This is a genomic window from Helicobacter pylori, from assembly GCF_003638305.1.
Classification (GTDB): Bacteria; Campylobacterota; Campylobacteria; order Campylobacterales; family Helicobacteraceae; genus Helicobacter; species Helicobacter pylori_DJ.
In genome coordinates this window covers 1-15,655 of record NZ_MVYP01000002.1, presented here as the reverse complement: position 1 = coordinate 15,655, position 15,655 = coordinate 1, and the positions used below count along the sequence as shown (strand labels likewise).

The following is a 15,655-nucleotide window of genomic DNA, read 5'->3' as shown; positions in this document are numbered from 1 at the left end:
TAAAATCCCCATACCTACGATATAATCCTAAGATTGATTGATTTTAAGGGGCGTGTTTGACATCATTATTCCATCTGAAGTTTTTAAAGCCCCTAAGTTGTCTGCAAGCCGGTTTGCTCTATAGCCTTATTTTTGGCGTTTTATACCATTTCCCTTTGTTCGCTTATGTTTATAAAGAAAGCAACCAGGTTAGTTTTATAGCCATGATGGTTGTGGTGCTTTTTTGCGTTAATGGCACTCTTTTTTTGGCGTTAGGCTTGATCTCTGCTTCTTTGATGCGCTTAAGTGCGGTTGTTTTTAGTTGGCTCAATTCTGTCGCTTTCTATTTCATTAGCGCTTATAAGGTGTTTTTAAATAAGAGCATGATGGGCAATGTCTTAAACACCAACACGCATGAAGTTTTAGGCTTTTTGAGCGTTAAATTATTCGTTTTTATCGTTGTTTTTGGGGTGTTACCCGGCTATATCATTTATAAAATCCCCATCAAAAATTCTTCTAAAAAAGCACCCTTTTTAGCGATCTTAGCGTTAGTGTTTATCTTTATCGCTAGCGCTTTAGCTAACGCTAAAAATTGGCTGTGGTTTGACAAGCATGCGAAATTCATAGGGGGCTTGATCCTGCCCTTTGCTTATAGCGTGAACGCTTTTAGAGTGAGTGCTCTTAAATTTTTCGCCCCCACTATCAAGCCGCTCCCTCTCTTTTCACCCAACCATTCTCATTCGTTTGTGGTGTTAGTCATTGGCGAAAGCGCCAGAAAGCACAATTACGCCCTTTATGGCTATCACAAACCAACCACCCCAAGATTAAGCAAACGCTTAGAAAATCATGAACTCACCCTTTTTAACGCCACTTCTTGCGCCACTTACACGACAGCGAGTTTGGAATGCATTTTAGATTCTTCTTTTAAAAACAGCTTGGGCGTTTATGAAAACTTGCCCACTTACTTGACTAAAGCGGGTGTCAAAGTCTTTTGGTATAGCGCGAATGACGGCGAAAAGAATGTTAAGGTTACAAGCTATCGTAAAAACTACGAATTGATTCAAAAATGCTCCAATTGCGAAGCGATCGCCCCTTATGATGAATCCTTACTCTATAATTTGCCTGACCTTTTAAAAGAACGCTCTAGTGAAAATGTCTTACTCATCTTACACCTTGCCGGCTCGCATGGCCCCAACTATGACAATAAAGTGCCTTTAAATTTTAGGGTGTTTAAGCCTTATTGCTCAAGCGCTGATCTGTCTTCTTGCTCCAAAGAAAGCCTGATTAACGCCTATGACAACACCATTTTTTATAACGACTATCTGTTAGACAAAATCATTAGCATGCTCAAAAAAGCCAAACAGCCCGCCTTAATGATTTATTTAAGCGATCATGGCGAAAGTTTGGGCGAAGGGGCGTATTATTTGCATGGCATTCCTAAAAGCATCGCCCCTAAAGAGCAATACGAGATCCCCTTTATCGTTTATGCCAACGATCTTTTTAAAGAGAAGCATTCCATTATCCAAACCCAAACCCCCATTAATCAAAATGTGATTTTCCATAGCGTTTTAGGGGTGTTTGAGGATTTTAAAACCCCTAGCACTGTTTATCGCCCTTCTTTAGATCTGATTAAACACAAAAAAGAGTAAAATAACACTCATGAAAAAATTCTTATTTAAACAAAAATTTTGTGAAAGCCTGCCCAAAAGCTTTTCTAAAACTTTGTTAGCGCTCAGTTTGGGCTTGATTTTATTGGGTGTTTTTATCCCTTTCCCTAAAGTCCCTAAACACCAAAGCGTGCCTTTGGTGTTTCATTTCACCGAGCATTACGCGCGCTTTATCCCTACGATTTTATCTGTGGCGATTCCCTTGATCCAAAGAGATGCGATAGGGCTTTTTCAAGTCGCTAACGCTTCTATCGCCACAACTTTTCTCACGCATGCCACCAAAAGAGCCTTAAACCATGTAACGATCAATGATCAGCGTTTGGGCGAGCGCCCTTATGGGGGTAATTTCAACATGCCAAGCGGGCATTCGTCTATGGTGGGTTTGGCGGTGGCGTTTTTAATGCGCCGTTATTCTTTTAAAAAATACTTGTGGCTCTTGCCTTTAATCCCATTAACCATGCTCGCTCGCATTTATTTAGACATGCACACCATTGGCGCGGTGTTGGCCGGGCTTGGCACTGGAATGTTGTGTGTAGGCCTTTTTACAAGCCCCAAAAAGTTTTAATCAAAAGCCTTAATCAAAAAACCTTGATTAATTAAAGCCTTAATTCCTGTTTTTATAATCTTCATAAGAAAAGTTTTTAAGGATTTTAAAACCTTGCGAGTCTATTTTAGCCAGGCTTGGGAGCGGCACGCCATTAAACGAGTTGTTTTTGACAATCGTATAATGGAGCATGTCCTGAAACACGATTTTATCACCCCTTTTTAAAGGCGTTTCAAAGCTAAAGCTCCCCATAAAATCCCCCGCTAAACAAGTAGGACCGCCTAAAAAATAAGAAAACGCCCCTTGATTTTCGCCCTTTTCAACTTCAATAAGTTCTTCATCATTTTCTACAGAAATTTTAAGGATACTAGGGCGATAAGGCATTTCTAAGCAATCGGGCATGTGAGCGCTAAAAGAAGCGTCTAAAATCGCAATTTCTTGATCGTTTTGAACGATGTCTATCACGCTTGCGATTAAAAACCCGCATTGCCACCCTATGGCTTCCCCAGGCTCTAAAATCACTTCTATATTATGATAACGCTCTTTGAAATCCTTAATCGTTTGGATGAGCAAATTCACATCATAATCGCTCTTAGTGATATGATGCCCCCCACCAAAATTCACCCACGCCATGTTTTCTAAATAGGGCTTGAAATGCCTTTCCACATGCTCTAAAGTCCGGCACAAAGCGTCAGCGTTTTGCTCGCAATGCGTATGGAAATGCAACCCACTCACCCCTTCTAACCCATGCTCTTTCACCCCCTTTTCAAATCCGCTAGGCGTAATCCCTAACCGGCTCATTTTAGAGCATGGGTTATAGATCGCTGGGGTTACTTCGCTATAAAGGGGGTTGATTCTTAAACCCATTTTAATGGGGCTTAAGCCCAAGTTTTCTAATTGCTTGTTTTTCTCTAAAATCCTGTCTTTATAGGTGGCGTATTGGTAAAAAGAGTTGAAAATGATGCTTGTCGCTAGGGGTAAAATCGCGCTCATTTCAGTTTCTTTAAAAGCCGGGCTATAAACGCAAATTTCCTTATGGCTCTCTCGCCCCCCAAATTCTTCAAAAGCGAGCTTAGCCTCATAAAGACCGCTCGTGCAACACCCGTTCAATTTTTGCCTCAAAATCCCAAACTCACGCCAAAACGCATACCCCTTTAAAGCGAGCAAAACCTTTGCCCCGCTTTGTTGGCGCACGATTTCTAAAATCTTGGCGTTTTTTTCTAAGCGTTCGCTCTCTAGCACATAGCAAGGGGTGGGGATAGCGCTGTATTTTTTCATGCTAATTCCAAAAATTGCTTAACCACCCGCTGGATGTCTTTAGGGTTAGACTTAGAGATGAAATCATCGGCCTTCAAACTCCTGGCCATGTCTTCATTAGAGCTGCCGCTCATAGAAGAATTGACCACGATAGGGATTTTTGAAGTCAAAGGATTGTTTTTAACCTGTTTGATCACTTCAAAACCGCTCGCTTCTGGCATTTCTAAATCGGTAATAATCAGGCCAATATTACTCACATCGGTTGTTGGGTTGAACAAATGCTCTAATAAGGTTTTACCATTGATAAAATCAATGTGCTTGACGCCTAGCTTGTCTAAAATCATTTGCATGGTTTTTAAAACGCTTGGGGAGTCATCAGCGAGCAAAACGCATTGGTTAGAATGGATTTTAGAAAGCGTTTCTAAATCGTTGTGTTTTTCATCTTCAATCCAAGGGAACACATCTATAAGCATTTTTTCAATATCCACCACTTGCACCAAGCGGCCGTCAAAATAGCGCGTGCGGCTCACGAGTTTGTTATTGCCTGTAGATCCCCCTAACCCAGCGCTTTGCTCCATTTCAGTCCATTTCTTGCTCAAAATCCTATCCGCTTCATAGATCCTAACCCCTATAGTCCAGCGAGAAAACTCACAAATCATGACAATATCGTCTTCGCCTTTTTCTTTTTCTATCCTGTAAGGGCGTAAATCCTTGTTTTTGTTTTGGCTGTCATAATAAAACCATTTTTTCATATCAATCAAGGGAATGGTGAGCTCTCTTATAATGATTAGCCCCTCAACAAGCGAATTGTTTTCGTGGCTAATGATAGTGAGATTGCCATGGTATTTCACCACTTCACGGATCTTAAAGACATTGACCGCATACAAATCCTTGTTTTTACCCAGCCTGAAACACAACAATTGCAACTCGTTATTTTTATGCAAACTCGTAACTTGATCAATGCCCGCTAAACTATCAGCCATGACTTCCCCTTAATTTAGGTTTTCGTATCGTTTTATAATTATATCGTGTTTGTGTTTAATGCCAACGACACTTAAAAACTAAAATTCCTTTGGGGTTTTGGAATCATTTTAAATGACTCAAAACAAACCCGTTTTTAAAACTGCGGATGTATAAAATATTATGGCGGTTAGAGCAAAAGATTTGTGGGGCTGTTACAAACCCTGAAAGCAATTCCCTAGCGTCAATGACTTTAGGGTTTTCAAGCGATCTTTTACAAGGCTTTAATGAAAACGAAAAAGCGTCAATAGAATCAGCTCGAACTTCATAATTTTCAAAAGCTTTGTTTTTGATACGCATAAGATAGATTTTATGGGCAAAAATGCTCGTGTTTCTGGTGTCTGCAAAGGTGCTCACACCCGAATACAACGAAGTTACTAGCCCTCCAACAAACCCCAAATAATAATTCGCTACCGCTTGCATGCCCACCTTAAAAGTAGCCGATAAAATGGCTCTGGTGATAATGTAGGGCAATTGCTTCCTAAATTCGCTAGCGACCACCGCATCTATTGAGGCTAAAGTGTCAAAGGGCGTTACTTTTTCTCCATCTTTGAGGGTGAAATTTTGATAAAACGCTTCCCCTTTTTCTAGCTTGGGCAAGGCTATACTCACATTATAAACCGAATCGATCATAAAAATAGGCACATCAATTTTAAATTCGCTTTTTTGCGGCTCTTTACCATCTTCAATGATGATCCAAGTGAAATAGCTCCTGTTAGGGTTTTTAAAAAAAACCAAGTCTTGGGCTACGAAAGGGCTTTGACTGATCCCATAGGCTTCATTAAGATAGCCTAGCCCCTTATTCTTATCTCCATTTAAAGCGTAAAACAACCCTGAAAGATACGAAACCGCCGGGTTAAGCAAGCCTTGATAAGCTTCGTATTTGTCTAAATTAGAATAGGTGTTGTTTAAAATCTCGCTCACTTCTACCCTAGAGCGTTCCATATTGATATTGTGCTTTTTGCTAGAATCGATCTCTTTAATGGCTTTTTGCACTTCCTCATAATAAAATTCTTTAGCCCTGCGCTGGCGTTCATTCGCACGGTTGAATTGCACCCTAGCTTTTGCACTATCGTTCAAAAGCATGTAATCTATCGCTTTGTAATAATTGATTAAAACGCCCTCATAAATATTCCCCCCATAGGCGCGCACGTTATCATTAATCATGGTAGCGCCCACATAACCAGCCCCTCTTGTGAAAGCGCTTTGGGTTTTATCAAAGCGTTGCTCGGCTTGATCTAACACCCCTAAAGAAGTCTGGTAATCCCTGGCGTATAAAGCGCTCAAGCCGTTTTGCAAGTCCCATAAAAGAGCGTTCTTTTTTTTCTTAGTGAATTGTTTGGAATATTCATAAGCTTGTTTAGGGCTTTCTTCATAATAGAGCGTGTTAAAATGTTCTAAGTCCATACGATAGCCTATGCAACCTGTTAATGATATTCCTAAAATTACCGACATCAACAGAACGAATATTTTCAATCTAACCCTTTTAATTTTTTTGCTTGTTTGCTTGACTAATTTGAGCGTATCATAACATTTTTAATGAAAACATAAGCTTTCTATGGTTAAAATGATCCCTAAGCTCTTATTTGGACCTATGCAATAGGACTTTAGGGTAACGCTTCAGGGTAGGAATACAGCAGAGTCCCTTAATTTCTTGTGTGCCTTAGCCATCTGAATAGGAGTGCTTCAAAATGATATTGACTTTTTTAAACTAGCTCTTCAAAAGTTTCTCACGCCACTCTGTAGGGTAGTCTTTTTGTAACGCTTTCACTTTGTTCACATGGCTAGAATCCGAATTAAAGATTTTCAAATAACGCCCCAAACCCTCCAAACTCACATCAATCATGTTAGAATTCCCATTACCCAGATTTTTGACTAAAACCTGCCTGGCATACAAAGGGGTGTTTTCTAAAAATGAAATTTCAGTCTCGCTCAAAGGCACATTGAAGTTGTGTTTCAACTCCCTAGCGTTTTTTTGCGGATACAAAATAAGAGTCCCCATGTTGCTTAAAAAACTATGGGCGTTTTTAACCCCGCTTAATTGGTAAATGTCTTGCAAAGCCAACACCACCACGCCATTAGCTTTTCTGGCTTGCGTGATTAAAGCGTTAATTTTAGTGTTCAACAAATCGTTTTCCACATAGGATTTAAACTCGTCTAAAAAAACCAAAAAACCGCTGTCGTTTTTCCTGGATTCTTCTAAGATTTTATAAAACAAGTAATAGGCTAAAAGCCCTAAGTCTTTAGGGTTTTGGGTGATGGTGTCTAGGTTTATCACATTTAAAAAAGCGTTGGAATTGAGTGCGTCATTCAAAGCGTTAAAAAGGGGGTTATTCAAATACGGCTCTAAACTCAAGCCCAATTGGTTAGATGAGGTTCTTTTAAGCGTTTCTTTAAAGTCTAGCAAACTAAAATCTTTGGGGTATAAAGTCTCATAAAGGCTCTTAATCGCGCTAGAAATCGCATTCATGTCTTCCAAGGCTTCTTTATCCCTTGAAGGGGCAAGATCAAACATGCTCAAAAAGAAGGATTGCAAAAATTCTAGATTCTGTAAATTGGGCTCTAAACAAAAGGGGTTGATGCTAAAAGATTGGCCATCATGGTAATGCCCTTTAAAAAATTCGGTGAAAGAATACAGCCCTTGCATCCTATCAAAGGCCAAAAGACGCATGTTTTGGTATTTCAAAGCGCTCATCATTAAAAAGCTAATCAGCGTGCTTTTACCGCTTCCGGTAGCCCCTATGATTAAAGTATGCCCATTCACTCTAGCGATTTCTTTAGCGTTGTTGTGGCTCACTTCTTGGTTGTGGAAATTGAATAAAAAAGGGGAATAATCCAAATTTTTAAACACGCTCAAAGGGCTATTCCCCCATGAATTAGCCTTAAAGCCTAAATTTTGCCTTTCAAACACCATTAAACACGCTAGGGCTTTAGAGGTTAAAAAACGCAAGCGGTGGTTCAAATGGATGCGTTCAGGAAAAAAGGAAAAATACCCCCCTTTCAAGCCAAAAGTTTCTATAACGCCCACTAAGTTTTCTTTAAATAAAAGCCCTAAAATTAAGCTGGTTTGAGCGTCTAAATCCTCTAAACTAGGGGCTTTGATAAGAATGTTTAGGGCGAATTTTTGCATGGATAGGCGTTTGGTTTTGACTAATTCTTGGTATTCTAGAAGCTCGTTTTTAACGAGATTGGACATGCTAAACTTGGCCCGTTCTTTTAAAAAACTCAGCGTTTTATGCACGCTCATAGGCTCTATAGAAAAGATAATATCTAGTGGCGTTTCTTGGTATAAAAGCGCTCCCACCGCTATAGAAGTGATGCGTTCGCTCTCATAAGCTTTAATGCCAATCAAGCGGTTGTAGGTTTTTTGATTAAAACTTTCTTGAATGAAATAATCTTTTTCAAAAGTGATAGAACTAGCGATATAGCTATCGCTCAAATACCCCCCTACTAAGGGCTTTAGGGGGAGATCAAACCCATTAATATATTCTGCATAAAAATTCAAAACCTCTTTAGAGCTTAAGAGTTTGGGGGCATAGTTTTTGAGCTGGATTTCTAGACTTTTTAAAGTTTCTTGCAAAAAATACGCTTTATAAGAGAGAATATCCTTAAAATTTTCCCTATTGGCATGCATGAGAGATTTTTTCTTATGTTCTAAAACGCCATGCAAAGAGTGCGTGCTTTCTAAAACTAAAAAATACTGATTCTCATACACTTCTTTATTTTCAAATTGATTCAAAATTGCTTGCAAGTATTGAGAGTCAGCTTGAATGTTTTGTTGGTGATCAATTTTACGCCTTTTAACCACTAGGCGTGCCACGACCTTTTCTAAAGAATCCAACGCCATTTGGCGCTCGGTGAAAAGATCTTGCAATTGCTCTGTGCTTAAATGGGTGTAACTCACCCCCTCTAAACGGAGGATGCCCACTAAGTTTTCGTTTTTAGTGAGTAAAAAATGCTCATCATACAAGCCTAAAATGTTGTTTTCTTCGCTCATAGAATAGCTTTTAGGCAAAGCCCCTAAAAAATAATTTGAAACTTTTTGTTTGATAGCGCCTAAAAACTTTTCTAACATCCTACGCTCTATAACATTTGGTTTTAGTCTTTATTTTGCTTTTAGCCACAATAATATCTGCAATGTCTTCATCAAAAAATTCTAGCACGCTAAAGAGCGCTAAAAACCCTAAATACAATAAAAAAGCGCTCAATAAATCAATCCAAGGGAGCAAGATAAAAGGCGCAAAGACAGAAATCAAATAAGATTTAGCGTTCAGCCATAAAAACTTTTCTTTAACCGAAATTTCACGCAAATTCTTCACGCTCGCTGAGAGGATAATCATTAAAAAATTCCCATAAACCAATTCGCCAAACTCGGGGCTTTAAAGAATAAAAAAATCCCAAACACCACGCCAAGGATCGTGAATAAGATCTCTTTCCACCGGTCTAAATTCCTCCACACATAAATAGCGATCCCTATGAAAATCACCATTAAAATCCCCTTAGCGATGGGGCTTTTGAGCTGGGCTTCTAGGGCGTTAAAAAACCCCTCTAAACCTTCAGCGAACAAACTTGAAACGCACATGCCTACTAAAAAAACGATTTTTAAAAAATGAGCGGACATCACAACCCTTTTGTTTAATTTTAATTAACTTTCTAAGGCTTTATTATCTCAAAAAAACCATAAAAATCCTCTAAAAGAGGGTTAAAAGGGGTGCATTTAATCTTTAAGGGGGTAAAAAAGCAAAGCCAAAGAGTGTAAAAGCCTTACTATTCTACGATTTGATAGACATAAGAAAGATTGGTGTGTTCTTTGGTTTGTAGGGTGTCTTCTTCTAAGAGGTTTTGAATCTTTTCAAAACTGTATTGTAAATGGTTGTAAGCAACAATCACCACCTCATCGCCTTTTTGTAAAAAATGCTCTTGCGCAAAAGGCATATAAGGGGTAGCCCCGATCGCAAAAATCATTTTAGTAGGGAAATTATGGCGCTCTAAAAAAGGTCTTAGAGCCTCTAAAGAATCACCATCTTGTTGGTGGTTCAATCTGTCTTTGATCCAGTCTAAGAGTTTTTGATAAAAAAATTCGTATTTGAGCAATTTGCTGTTTTCCCCATAAATGTGCCAAACATTATTGTATTTCAAAAAAGATGCGATAGAAAAATTGTTACACACCCCCCCATAAACAAACCTATCAATAGGCAATTTCTGCCCTATACCTTTAGAAGCTGGTGAAAAATTCTTTTTTTGGGAGAGCTTTGCGGCTTCTAAATTACGCACAGAAGCGTCATTAAACGCCATGAAAAAATTAGGTACAAGCTTGGTTACCAAATGTTTTTCATCGTATTTAACATCGCATTCTAAAGCGATTTCTGGCTCTGCTTGCACTTTCAAATTCAAATCATTAGGCAAAATAATCTTATGGTTATCAATGCAACAACGCCCCAAATAGCAATTCTCATACGGGATATAAAAAGGGAATAACCCCTTAGGGGCGTCCTTTTCTTCGCTTTTCATGTTAATAAAACTATGACTCTCTCCTGCTTGCTCCAAATGCCCTGCAAAATTCCCCACCACACCAAAACCTAAAAACTCTTGCATGCAAACCTCCTAGCAAATAGCTTAATCATTAGAGCTTTTTTCATTATAGCATAAAAGAAAACCCCTAAAACCCTCAAAAATTCCCCTTTTAAGCGAATAAATACTCTCTAGCGCTCTCTTTATCCAAAGGGTAAAGCTCGCGTTTTTCATTCCCTATTTGAATGAGGTAAGCTTGATTTTTTAAAGTCTTAGCATAGCCTAGAGCGATACGACCGGCCAATTCTTTATCTTCTTTGCTGGCATTTTTATCCACCAAACTCAAAGGGCCTTTACAGCTTAGCAATTCAATCTTATCCATTAATGGGTGTTGAATATCCAATTTATGGTTTTCTTCTTCATTCCTTGCCACCACCAAACGAGCGTTATGGGGTAAGACAAAATAACGCCCAATTTTAACGATCACGCTGTCTTCAAACACCATTTCTCTGTATTCTTTCAGATTCTTAATCTTATTACTCACTTGAATGTCCGTAAGCAAGCACCCCCCACCTGGCTTTTCATAATATTTCAAGCCGTAATCCTTAACCATCTGTAATTGCCTAGTGCGCCCCCTACCACTCACATCTAAAAGCTTTTCTCTATCAACAAAACCCTTTTTTTCCATAAAAGTAGGCTCTAAGAGTTTAGCGCTCATGGGCCTTAAGAGCAATTCATCTAAAAACTGCGGTTTTTCACCGCCTGCTTGCGTTCGGTCTAAAATAGGATCAAAACGAGCCTCTTCGCCCACTTCTCTGACTAATTTCCTCACCTGATTGAGCGCTTCTTTCCTTTGGGATTTAGGGCGTTGCCCTAGCACTTCCCCGCTCAAAACAAAATCCGCGTTCAATTCAAGCATTTTATAAAAAGCGTTCCTAAACATGTTGGCATGGCAGTCAATACAAGGGTTGAAATATTTCCCATAGCCGTATTTGGGCTTGAATAACACATCGTTAAAAAATTGCTCTCTAATATCGCACACCAAGAGCTTAGCCCCGATTTGCGCGGTAGCGTTTTCAAAATACTCTCTTTTATCTTTATTCCCCCCAAACCCTATATTGAAATGTAAGGCGGTTACCTCAATGCCTTGATCAATGAGTAATTTCATGGACAACAAACTATCCAACCCCCCACTAAATAAGGCTAAAGCTTTTATTTTTTTCATATGGCGACTAATTCTCCTTGTTTTAATTTCATAATGGCCTGACGAGCCTTTTTCAAACAGATCATTTTTTCGCTAAAAGAAAGTGGGCTTTTAGGGATTTCTTTGAGTTGGCGCTCAAAATAGCGCAAAATCAACAAACGCAATTCCTTTTCAAAACCCCCTTTTTTTAGGGGTAAATTCGCATCTAATAATAACGCAACTAATTTAGGGTCGTCTAATTTTTCTTGACACAAAGCGTCAAATTCTTGTTTTTTATGCAAGAATACCCCACTATGGATATAGCCCACCGCCAAATCTAACAGGCTTCTGTCTTCTAAAAGATAGCGGATCACTAATTTTTCTAAAAATTCCAAACTGAGCGTGTTAGGAACATGAGCAAACTTTTGAACATGATTAGGTTTTTCTGTTTTGGGGTAAAAAGGCTGAAAAGAGATTGGCTCTCTAATCCCTAAAACATGCAAAGGCACTTGTAAAAGCGTAGCGATTAAGGGCTTGTATTCGCTTTGTAAAAGCAAAGAGAAATTTTTTAAAAACCCTAACATTTCTTTAAGAGCCTTATCTTTTTCTAAAGGATCGTCTAAAACATAAGAACCCGCCATGTGCCTTAAAACAAATTCAATAAAAGCCATGGGGCGCGATAGCCAATTTTTTAAGGTTTCAATCTGATGATTAGCGATCATATCCGCTGGATCAAGATTGTTTTCAAACAAAATCACCCCCCCTTTCCTTTGCTCTTTAGCCAACATCAAGCTCGCTTTATAAGCCGCATTCCGCCCTGCCTTATCCCCATCATAGCTTAAGAGGATTTCTGGATCGCCTTTTTTAAGCAAGGGCAAATGCGATGGCGTTAAAGCTGTCCCAAGCGTGGCTATGGCGTTTTTAAAACCCGCCTGGTGCAATAAGATCACATCTAAATACCCTTCTGTTACAATGACTTGCTTTTGTTTATAGATGTGTTCTTTAGCCAAATGATAGCCATAGAGCAAACTGGATTTATCAAAAAGCTTATTTTGGGGCGAATTGATATACTTGGCCGCTTTTTCTTTTAAGGTGCGCCCTCCAAAACCCACCACTTGAGCGCTAGGGCTATAAATAGGGAACATGATGCGATCCAAAAAGCGCAAATAGGTTTTCTGATCGTTATCGTTTTTGCCTAGCACGCCTAATTCAATCAATTTGTCCTTATTCAAGCCTTTATTTTCAATGCCGTAATCAATTTTATTCGTGCATAAGCCTAACTTAAACGCTCTTATACTCTCCATGCTAAGCCCTCTTTTTTGCAAATAATTCAAAAAAAATGGGGCGTTAAAAAGCTCTTCTTGATACAACGAGCTCACCATTTCTAAAAGGTGGTAATCTTCTTTATAATCGCAATAAGCGCCTTTGTCATACTCTAAAGCTATATTGAATCGGTGGGCTAATTTCTCAAGCGCTTCCACAAACGAAAGTTTTTCAAACGCCATCACAAATTTAATGCTATCCCCACTCGCCCCACACCCAAAGCAATGGTAAAACCCTTTGATTTGATTGACGCTAAAACTCGCGCTCCTTTCTTCATGAAACGGGCAACAAGCCATGTAGCTAGAACCTGATTTCCTCAAATCCACATAAGAGCTAATGACTTCTACAATGTCTATCGTTTGTAAAAGGCGATCAATGGAACTTTTAAGAATCATTTTTCATGCTTTCTTCATCGTGCTTTCTTGTTTTAACTCGCTTAAATGAATTATACTCAATAAATAAAATCTTCAAAAAGGTTTGTTGATAACGCCCCTTTTTCTAATCCTTATATTTTTAAACTAATAAAACTTGATATAAATAGACTTAATAATCCTTATAGTTATAGTCTTATATTTGTTTTTATAGCTTGACTTATCCCTAAAAATGCGCTATAGTTGTGTCGCTTAAGAATACTAAGCGCTAAATTTCTATTTTATTTATCAAAACTTAGGAGAACTGAAATGAAGTTTCAACCATTAGGAGAAAGGGTCTTAGTAGAAAGACTTGAAGAAGAGAACAAAACCAGTTCAGGCATCATCATCCCTGATAACGCTAAAGAAAAGCCTTTAATGGGCGTAATCAAAGCGGTTAGCCATAAAATCAGTGAGGGTTGCAAATGCGTTAAAGAAGGCGATGTGATCGCTTTTGGCAAATACAAAGGCACAGAAATCGTTTTAGACGGCACTGAATACATGGTGCTAGAACTAGAAGACATTCTAGGCATTGTGGGCTCAGGCTCTTGTTGTCATACAGGTAATCATGACCATAAACATGCTAAAGAGCATGAAGCTTGCTGTCATGATCACAAAAAACACTAAAAAACATTATTATTAAGGATACAAAATGGCAAAAGAAATTAAATTTTCAGATAGTGCAAGAAACCTTCTATTTGAAGGCGTGAGACAACTCCATGACGCTGTTAAAGTTACCATGGGGCCAAGAGGCAGGAATGTGTTGATTCAAAAAAGCTATGGCGCTCCAAGCATCACCAAAGATGGCGTGAGCGTGGCTAAAGAGATTGAATTAAGTTGCCCGGTGGCTAACATGGGCGCTCAACTCGTTAAAGAAGTAGCGAGCAAAACCGCTGATGCTGCCGGCGATGGCACGACCACCGCAACCGTGCTGGCTTATAGCATTTTTAAAGAAGGTTTGAGGAATATCACGGCTGGGGCTAACCCTATTGAAGTGAAACGAGGCATGGATAAAGCCGCTGAAGCGATCATCAATGAGCTTAAAAAAGCGAGCAAAAAAGTGGGCGGTAAAGAAGAAATCACCCAAGTAGCGACCATTTCTGCCAACTCCGATCACAATATCGGGAAACTCATCGCTGACGCTATGGAAAAAGTGGGTAAAGACGGCGTGATCACCGTTGAAGAAGCTAAGGGCATTGAAGATGAATTAGATGTCGTAGAGGGCATGCAATTTGATAGAGGCTACCTCTCCCCTTATTTTGTAACGAACGCTGAGAAAATGACCGCTCAATTGGATAACGCTTACATCCTTTTAACGGATAAAAAAATCTCTAGCATGAAAGACATTCTCCCGCTATTGGAAAAAACCATGAAAGAGGGCAAACCGCTTTTAATCATCGCTGAAGACATTGAGGGCGAAGCTTTAACGACTCTAGTGGTGAATAAATTAAGAGGCGTGTTGAATATCGCAGCGGTTAAAGCTCCAGGCTTTGGGGACAGGAGAAAAGAAATGCTCAAAGACATCGCTATTTTAACCGGCGGTCAAGTCATTAGCGAAGAATTGGGCTTGAGTCTAGAAAACGCTGAAGTGGAGTTTTTGGGCAAAGCCGGAAGGATTGTGATTGACAAAGACAACACCACGATCGTAGATGGCAAAGGCCATAGCGATGACGTTAAAGACAGAGTCGCGCAAATCAAAACCCAAATTGCAAGCACGACAAGCGATTATGACAAAGAAAAATTGCAAGAAAGGTTGGCTAAACTCTCTGGCGGTGTGGCTGTGATTAAAGTGGGCGCTGCGAGTGAAGTGGAAATGAAAGAGAAAAAAGACCGAGTGGATGACGCGTTGAGCGCGACTAAAGCGGCGGTTGAAGAAGGCATTGTGATTGGCGGCGGTGCGGCTCTTATTCGCGCGGCTCAAAAAGTGCATTTGAATTTACACGATGATGAAAAAGTGGGCTATGAAATCATCATGCGCGCCATTAAAGCCCCATTAGCTCAAATCGCTATCAACGCTGGTTATGATGGCGGTGTGGTCGTGAATGAAGTAGAAAAACACGAAGGGCATTTTGGTTTTAACGCCAGCAATGGCAAGTATGTGGACATGTTTAAAGAAGGCATTATTGACCCCTTAAAGGTAGAAAGGATCGCTTTACAAAATGCGGTTTCGGTTTCAAGCCTGCTTTTAACCACAGAGGCCACCGTGCATGAAATCAAAGAGGAAAAAGCGGCCCCAGCAATGCCTGATATGGGTGGCATGGGCGGTATGGGAGGCATGGGTGGCATGATGTAAGCCCCCTTGCTTTTTAATACCATTTTTTATAAAAGCCCTCTTCTTGGGGGGCTTTTATCTCACAAAACCGCTCGCTTTGAAAAACGCGCAACAAAAAATCCCCATTAAAATCAAGCTTTTATCATTAGTGCTCCATTAAAATAAAACCTAAAAACCCTTTCCAATACCACCCAAACAAACGCGCAAGAAATGCAAAAATTCTAAAATTTCTCCAAATGACAAAAAAAAAAAAACGATTTTGCGCTACAATGCTTTAAATACATTCTTAATGTATAAAATTCCAACCACTCAATTTAATTTCAAGGATTTCAAGGAGAATATTTATGAAAAAAACCTTATTACTCTCTCTCTCTCTCGCTGCATCGCTTTTAAACGCTGAAGACAACGGCTTTTTTATCAGCGCAGGCTATCAGATCGGTGAAGCCGCTCAAATGGTGAAAAACACCGGCGAATTGAAAAAACTCTCAG

Annotated in this window: 13 protein-coding genes and 1 other RNA gene; 5 read left to right on the top strand and 9 right to left on the bottom strand. The window is 39.5% G+C overall.

Going from position 1 to position 15,655, the window contains the following annotated elements; genetic code table 11:
• Positions 1 to 56 precede the first annotated feature (56 nt).
• The gene (gene eptA, locus EAL04_RS01030; RefSeq protein WP_120972669.1) at positions 57 to 1,628 is read left to right on the top strand and encodes a phosphoethanolamine--lipid A transferase EptA; all 1,572 of its coding nucleotides are present in this window, start codon (positions 57 to 59) and stop codon (positions 1,626 to 1,628) included.
• Between the two features lie 49 nt (positions 1,629 to 1,677).
• Complete coding sequence (gene lpxE / locus EAL04_RS01025; RefSeq protein ID WP_240454644.1) at positions 1,678 to 2,211, top strand: lipid A 1-phosphatase LpxE; 534 nt, start codon at positions 1,678 to 1,680, stop codon at positions 2,209 to 2,211.
• 39 nt (positions 2,212 to 2,250) lie between these two features.
• Here the strand turns inward: lpxE and nspC are convergent, their stop codons facing one another.
• From nspC to EAL04_RS01010, 3 genes are all read right to left on the bottom strand, one after another.
• Positions 2,251 to 3,468: a carboxynorspermidine decarboxylase gene (gene nspC / locus EAL04_RS01020; protein ID WP_120972665.1), complete on the bottom strand. Its 1,218-nt coding sequence runs from the start codon at positions 3,466 to 3,468 to the stop codon at positions 2,251 to 2,253.
• On the bottom strand, positions 3,465 to 4,430 hold the full coding sequence (gene cheV1, locus EAL04_RS01015) for a chemotaxis protein CheV1 (RefSeq protein ID WP_120972663.1): 966 nt from the start codon (positions 4,428 to 4,430) through the stop codon (positions 3,465 to 3,467). The genes nspC and cheV1 overlap by 4 nt, the downstream gene beginning before the upstream one ends.
• Before the next feature lie 103 nt (positions 4,431 to 4,533).
• Entirely contained in the window at positions 4,534 to 5,874 is a 1,341-nt protein-coding gene (locus tag EAL04_RS01010) for a COG3014 family protein (RefSeq protein WP_162982443.1), read from the bottom strand.
• A 176-nt stretch (positions 5,875 to 6,050) separates the two neighbouring features.
• On the opposite strand from EAL04_RS01010, the gene ffs reads away from it, so the two are divergent.
• An RNA gene (ffs, locus tag EAL04_RS01005) (signal recognition particle sRNA small type) lies at positions 6,051 to 6,148 on the top strand.
• A 30-nt stretch (positions 6,149 to 6,178) separates the two neighbouring features.
• On the opposite strand, the gene EAL04_RS01000 is transcribed toward ffs, so the two are convergent.
• From EAL04_RS01000 to dnaG, 6 genes are all read right to left on the bottom strand, one after another.
• Positions 6,179 to 8,542, bottom strand: coding sequence for a VirB4 family type IV secretion/conjugal transfer ATPase (locus EAL04_RS01000; RefSeq protein ID WP_120972659.1), 2,364 nt, complete (start codon positions 8,540 to 8,542; stop codon positions 6,179 to 6,181).
• Between the two features lies 1 nt (position 8,543).
• Entirely contained in the window at positions 8,544 to 8,807 is a 264-nt protein-coding gene (locus EAL04_RS00995) for a hypothetical protein (RefSeq protein ID WP_000584956.1), read from the bottom strand.
• Positions 8,807 to 9,088 carry a TrbC/VirB2 family protein gene (locus EAL04_RS00990; protein WP_001272690.1) on the bottom strand — a complete coding sequence of 94 codons (282 nt, stop codon included), beginning with the start codon at positions 9,086 to 9,088 and terminating at the stop codon, positions 8,807 to 8,809. Before EAL04_RS00990 ends, EAL04_RS00995 begins: the two co-directional genes overlap by 1 nt.
• Before the next feature lie 146 nt (positions 9,089 to 9,234).
• Positions 9,235 to 10,062, bottom strand: a complete 828-nt coding sequence (locus tag EAL04_RS00985) for a DUF5718 family protein (RefSeq protein WP_120972657.1) — start codon at positions 10,060 to 10,062, stop codon at positions 9,235 to 9,237.
• An 88-nt stretch (positions 10,063 to 10,150) separates the two neighbouring features.
• Entirely contained in the window at positions 10,151 to 11,203 is a 1,053-nt protein-coding gene (locus EAL04_RS00980; RefSeq protein WP_120972655.1) for an MnmA/TRMU family protein, read from the bottom strand.
• Complete coding sequence (dnaG, locus tag EAL04_RS00975) at positions 11,200 to 12,879, bottom strand: DNA primase (RefSeq protein ID WP_120972653.1); 1,680 nt, start codon at positions 12,877 to 12,879, stop codon at positions 11,200 to 11,202. Before dnaG ends, EAL04_RS00980 begins: the two co-directional genes overlap by 4 nt.
• Positions 12,880 to 13,164: 285 nt before the next feature.
• Here dnaG and groES point away from each other — a divergent pair, with 285 nt between their 5' ends.
• Together groES and groL are read left to right on the top strand one after the other, a co-directional pair.
• Positions 13,165 to 13,521 carry a co-chaperone GroES gene (gene groES / locus EAL04_RS00965; RefSeq protein ID WP_120855516.1) on the top strand — a complete coding sequence of 119 codons (357 nt, stop codon included), beginning with the start codon at positions 13,165 to 13,167 and terminating at the stop codon, positions 13,519 to 13,521.
• 25 nt (positions 13,522 to 13,546) lie between these two features.
• Positions 13,547 to 15,187, top strand: coding sequence for a chaperonin GroEL (groL, locus tag EAL04_RS00960; protein ID WP_001040278.1), 1,641 nt, complete (start codon positions 13,547 to 13,549; stop codon positions 15,185 to 15,187).
• Positions 15,188 to 15,655 lie beyond the last annotated feature (468 nt).

Excerpts from the sequence above, each read along its gene's own strand:
- nspC (WP_120972665.1), bottom strand. The coding sequence starts at position 3,468 with ATGAAAAAATACAGCGCTATCCCCACCCCTTGCTATGTGCTAGAGAGC.
- cheV1 (WP_120972663.1), bottom strand. The coding sequence starts at position 4,430 with ATGGCTGATAGTTTAGCGGGCATTGATCAAGTTACGAGTTTGCATAAA.
- EAL04_RS01010 (WP_162982443.1), bottom strand. The coding sequence starts at position 5,874 with ATGGACTTAGAACATTTTAACACGCTCTATTATGAAGAAAGCCCTAAA.
- EAL04_RS01000 (WP_120972659.1), bottom strand. The coding sequence starts at position 8,542 with ATGTTAGAAAAGTTTTTAGGCGCTATCAAACAAAAAGTTTCAAATTAT.
- EAL04_RS00995 (WP_000584956.1), bottom strand. The coding sequence starts at position 8,807 with ATGATTATCCTCTCAGCGAGCGTGAAGAATTTGCGTGAAATTTCGGTT.
- EAL04_RS00990 (WP_001272690.1), bottom strand. The coding sequence starts at position 9,088 with ATGTCCGCTCATTTTTTAAAAATCGTTTTTTTAGTAGGCATGTGCGTT.
- EAL04_RS00985 (WP_120972657.1), bottom strand. The coding sequence starts at position 10,062 with ATGCAAGAGTTTTTAGGTTTTGGTGTGGTGGGGAATTTTGCAGGGCAT.
- EAL04_RS00980 (WP_120972655.1), bottom strand. The coding sequence starts at position 11,203 with ATGAAAAAAATAAAAGCTTTAGCCTTATTTAGTGGGGGGTTGGATAGT.
- dnaG (WP_120972653.1), bottom strand. The coding sequence starts at position 12,879 with ATGATTCTTAAAAGTTCCATTGATCGCCTTTTACAAACGATAGACATT.
- groES (WP_120855516.1), top strand. The coding sequence starts at position 13,165 with ATGAAGTTTCAACCATTAGGAGAAAGGGTCTTAGTAGAAAGACTTGAA.
- groL (WP_001040278.1), top strand. The coding sequence starts at position 13,547 with ATGGCAAAAGAAATTAAATTTTCAGATAGTGCAAGAAACCTTCTATTT.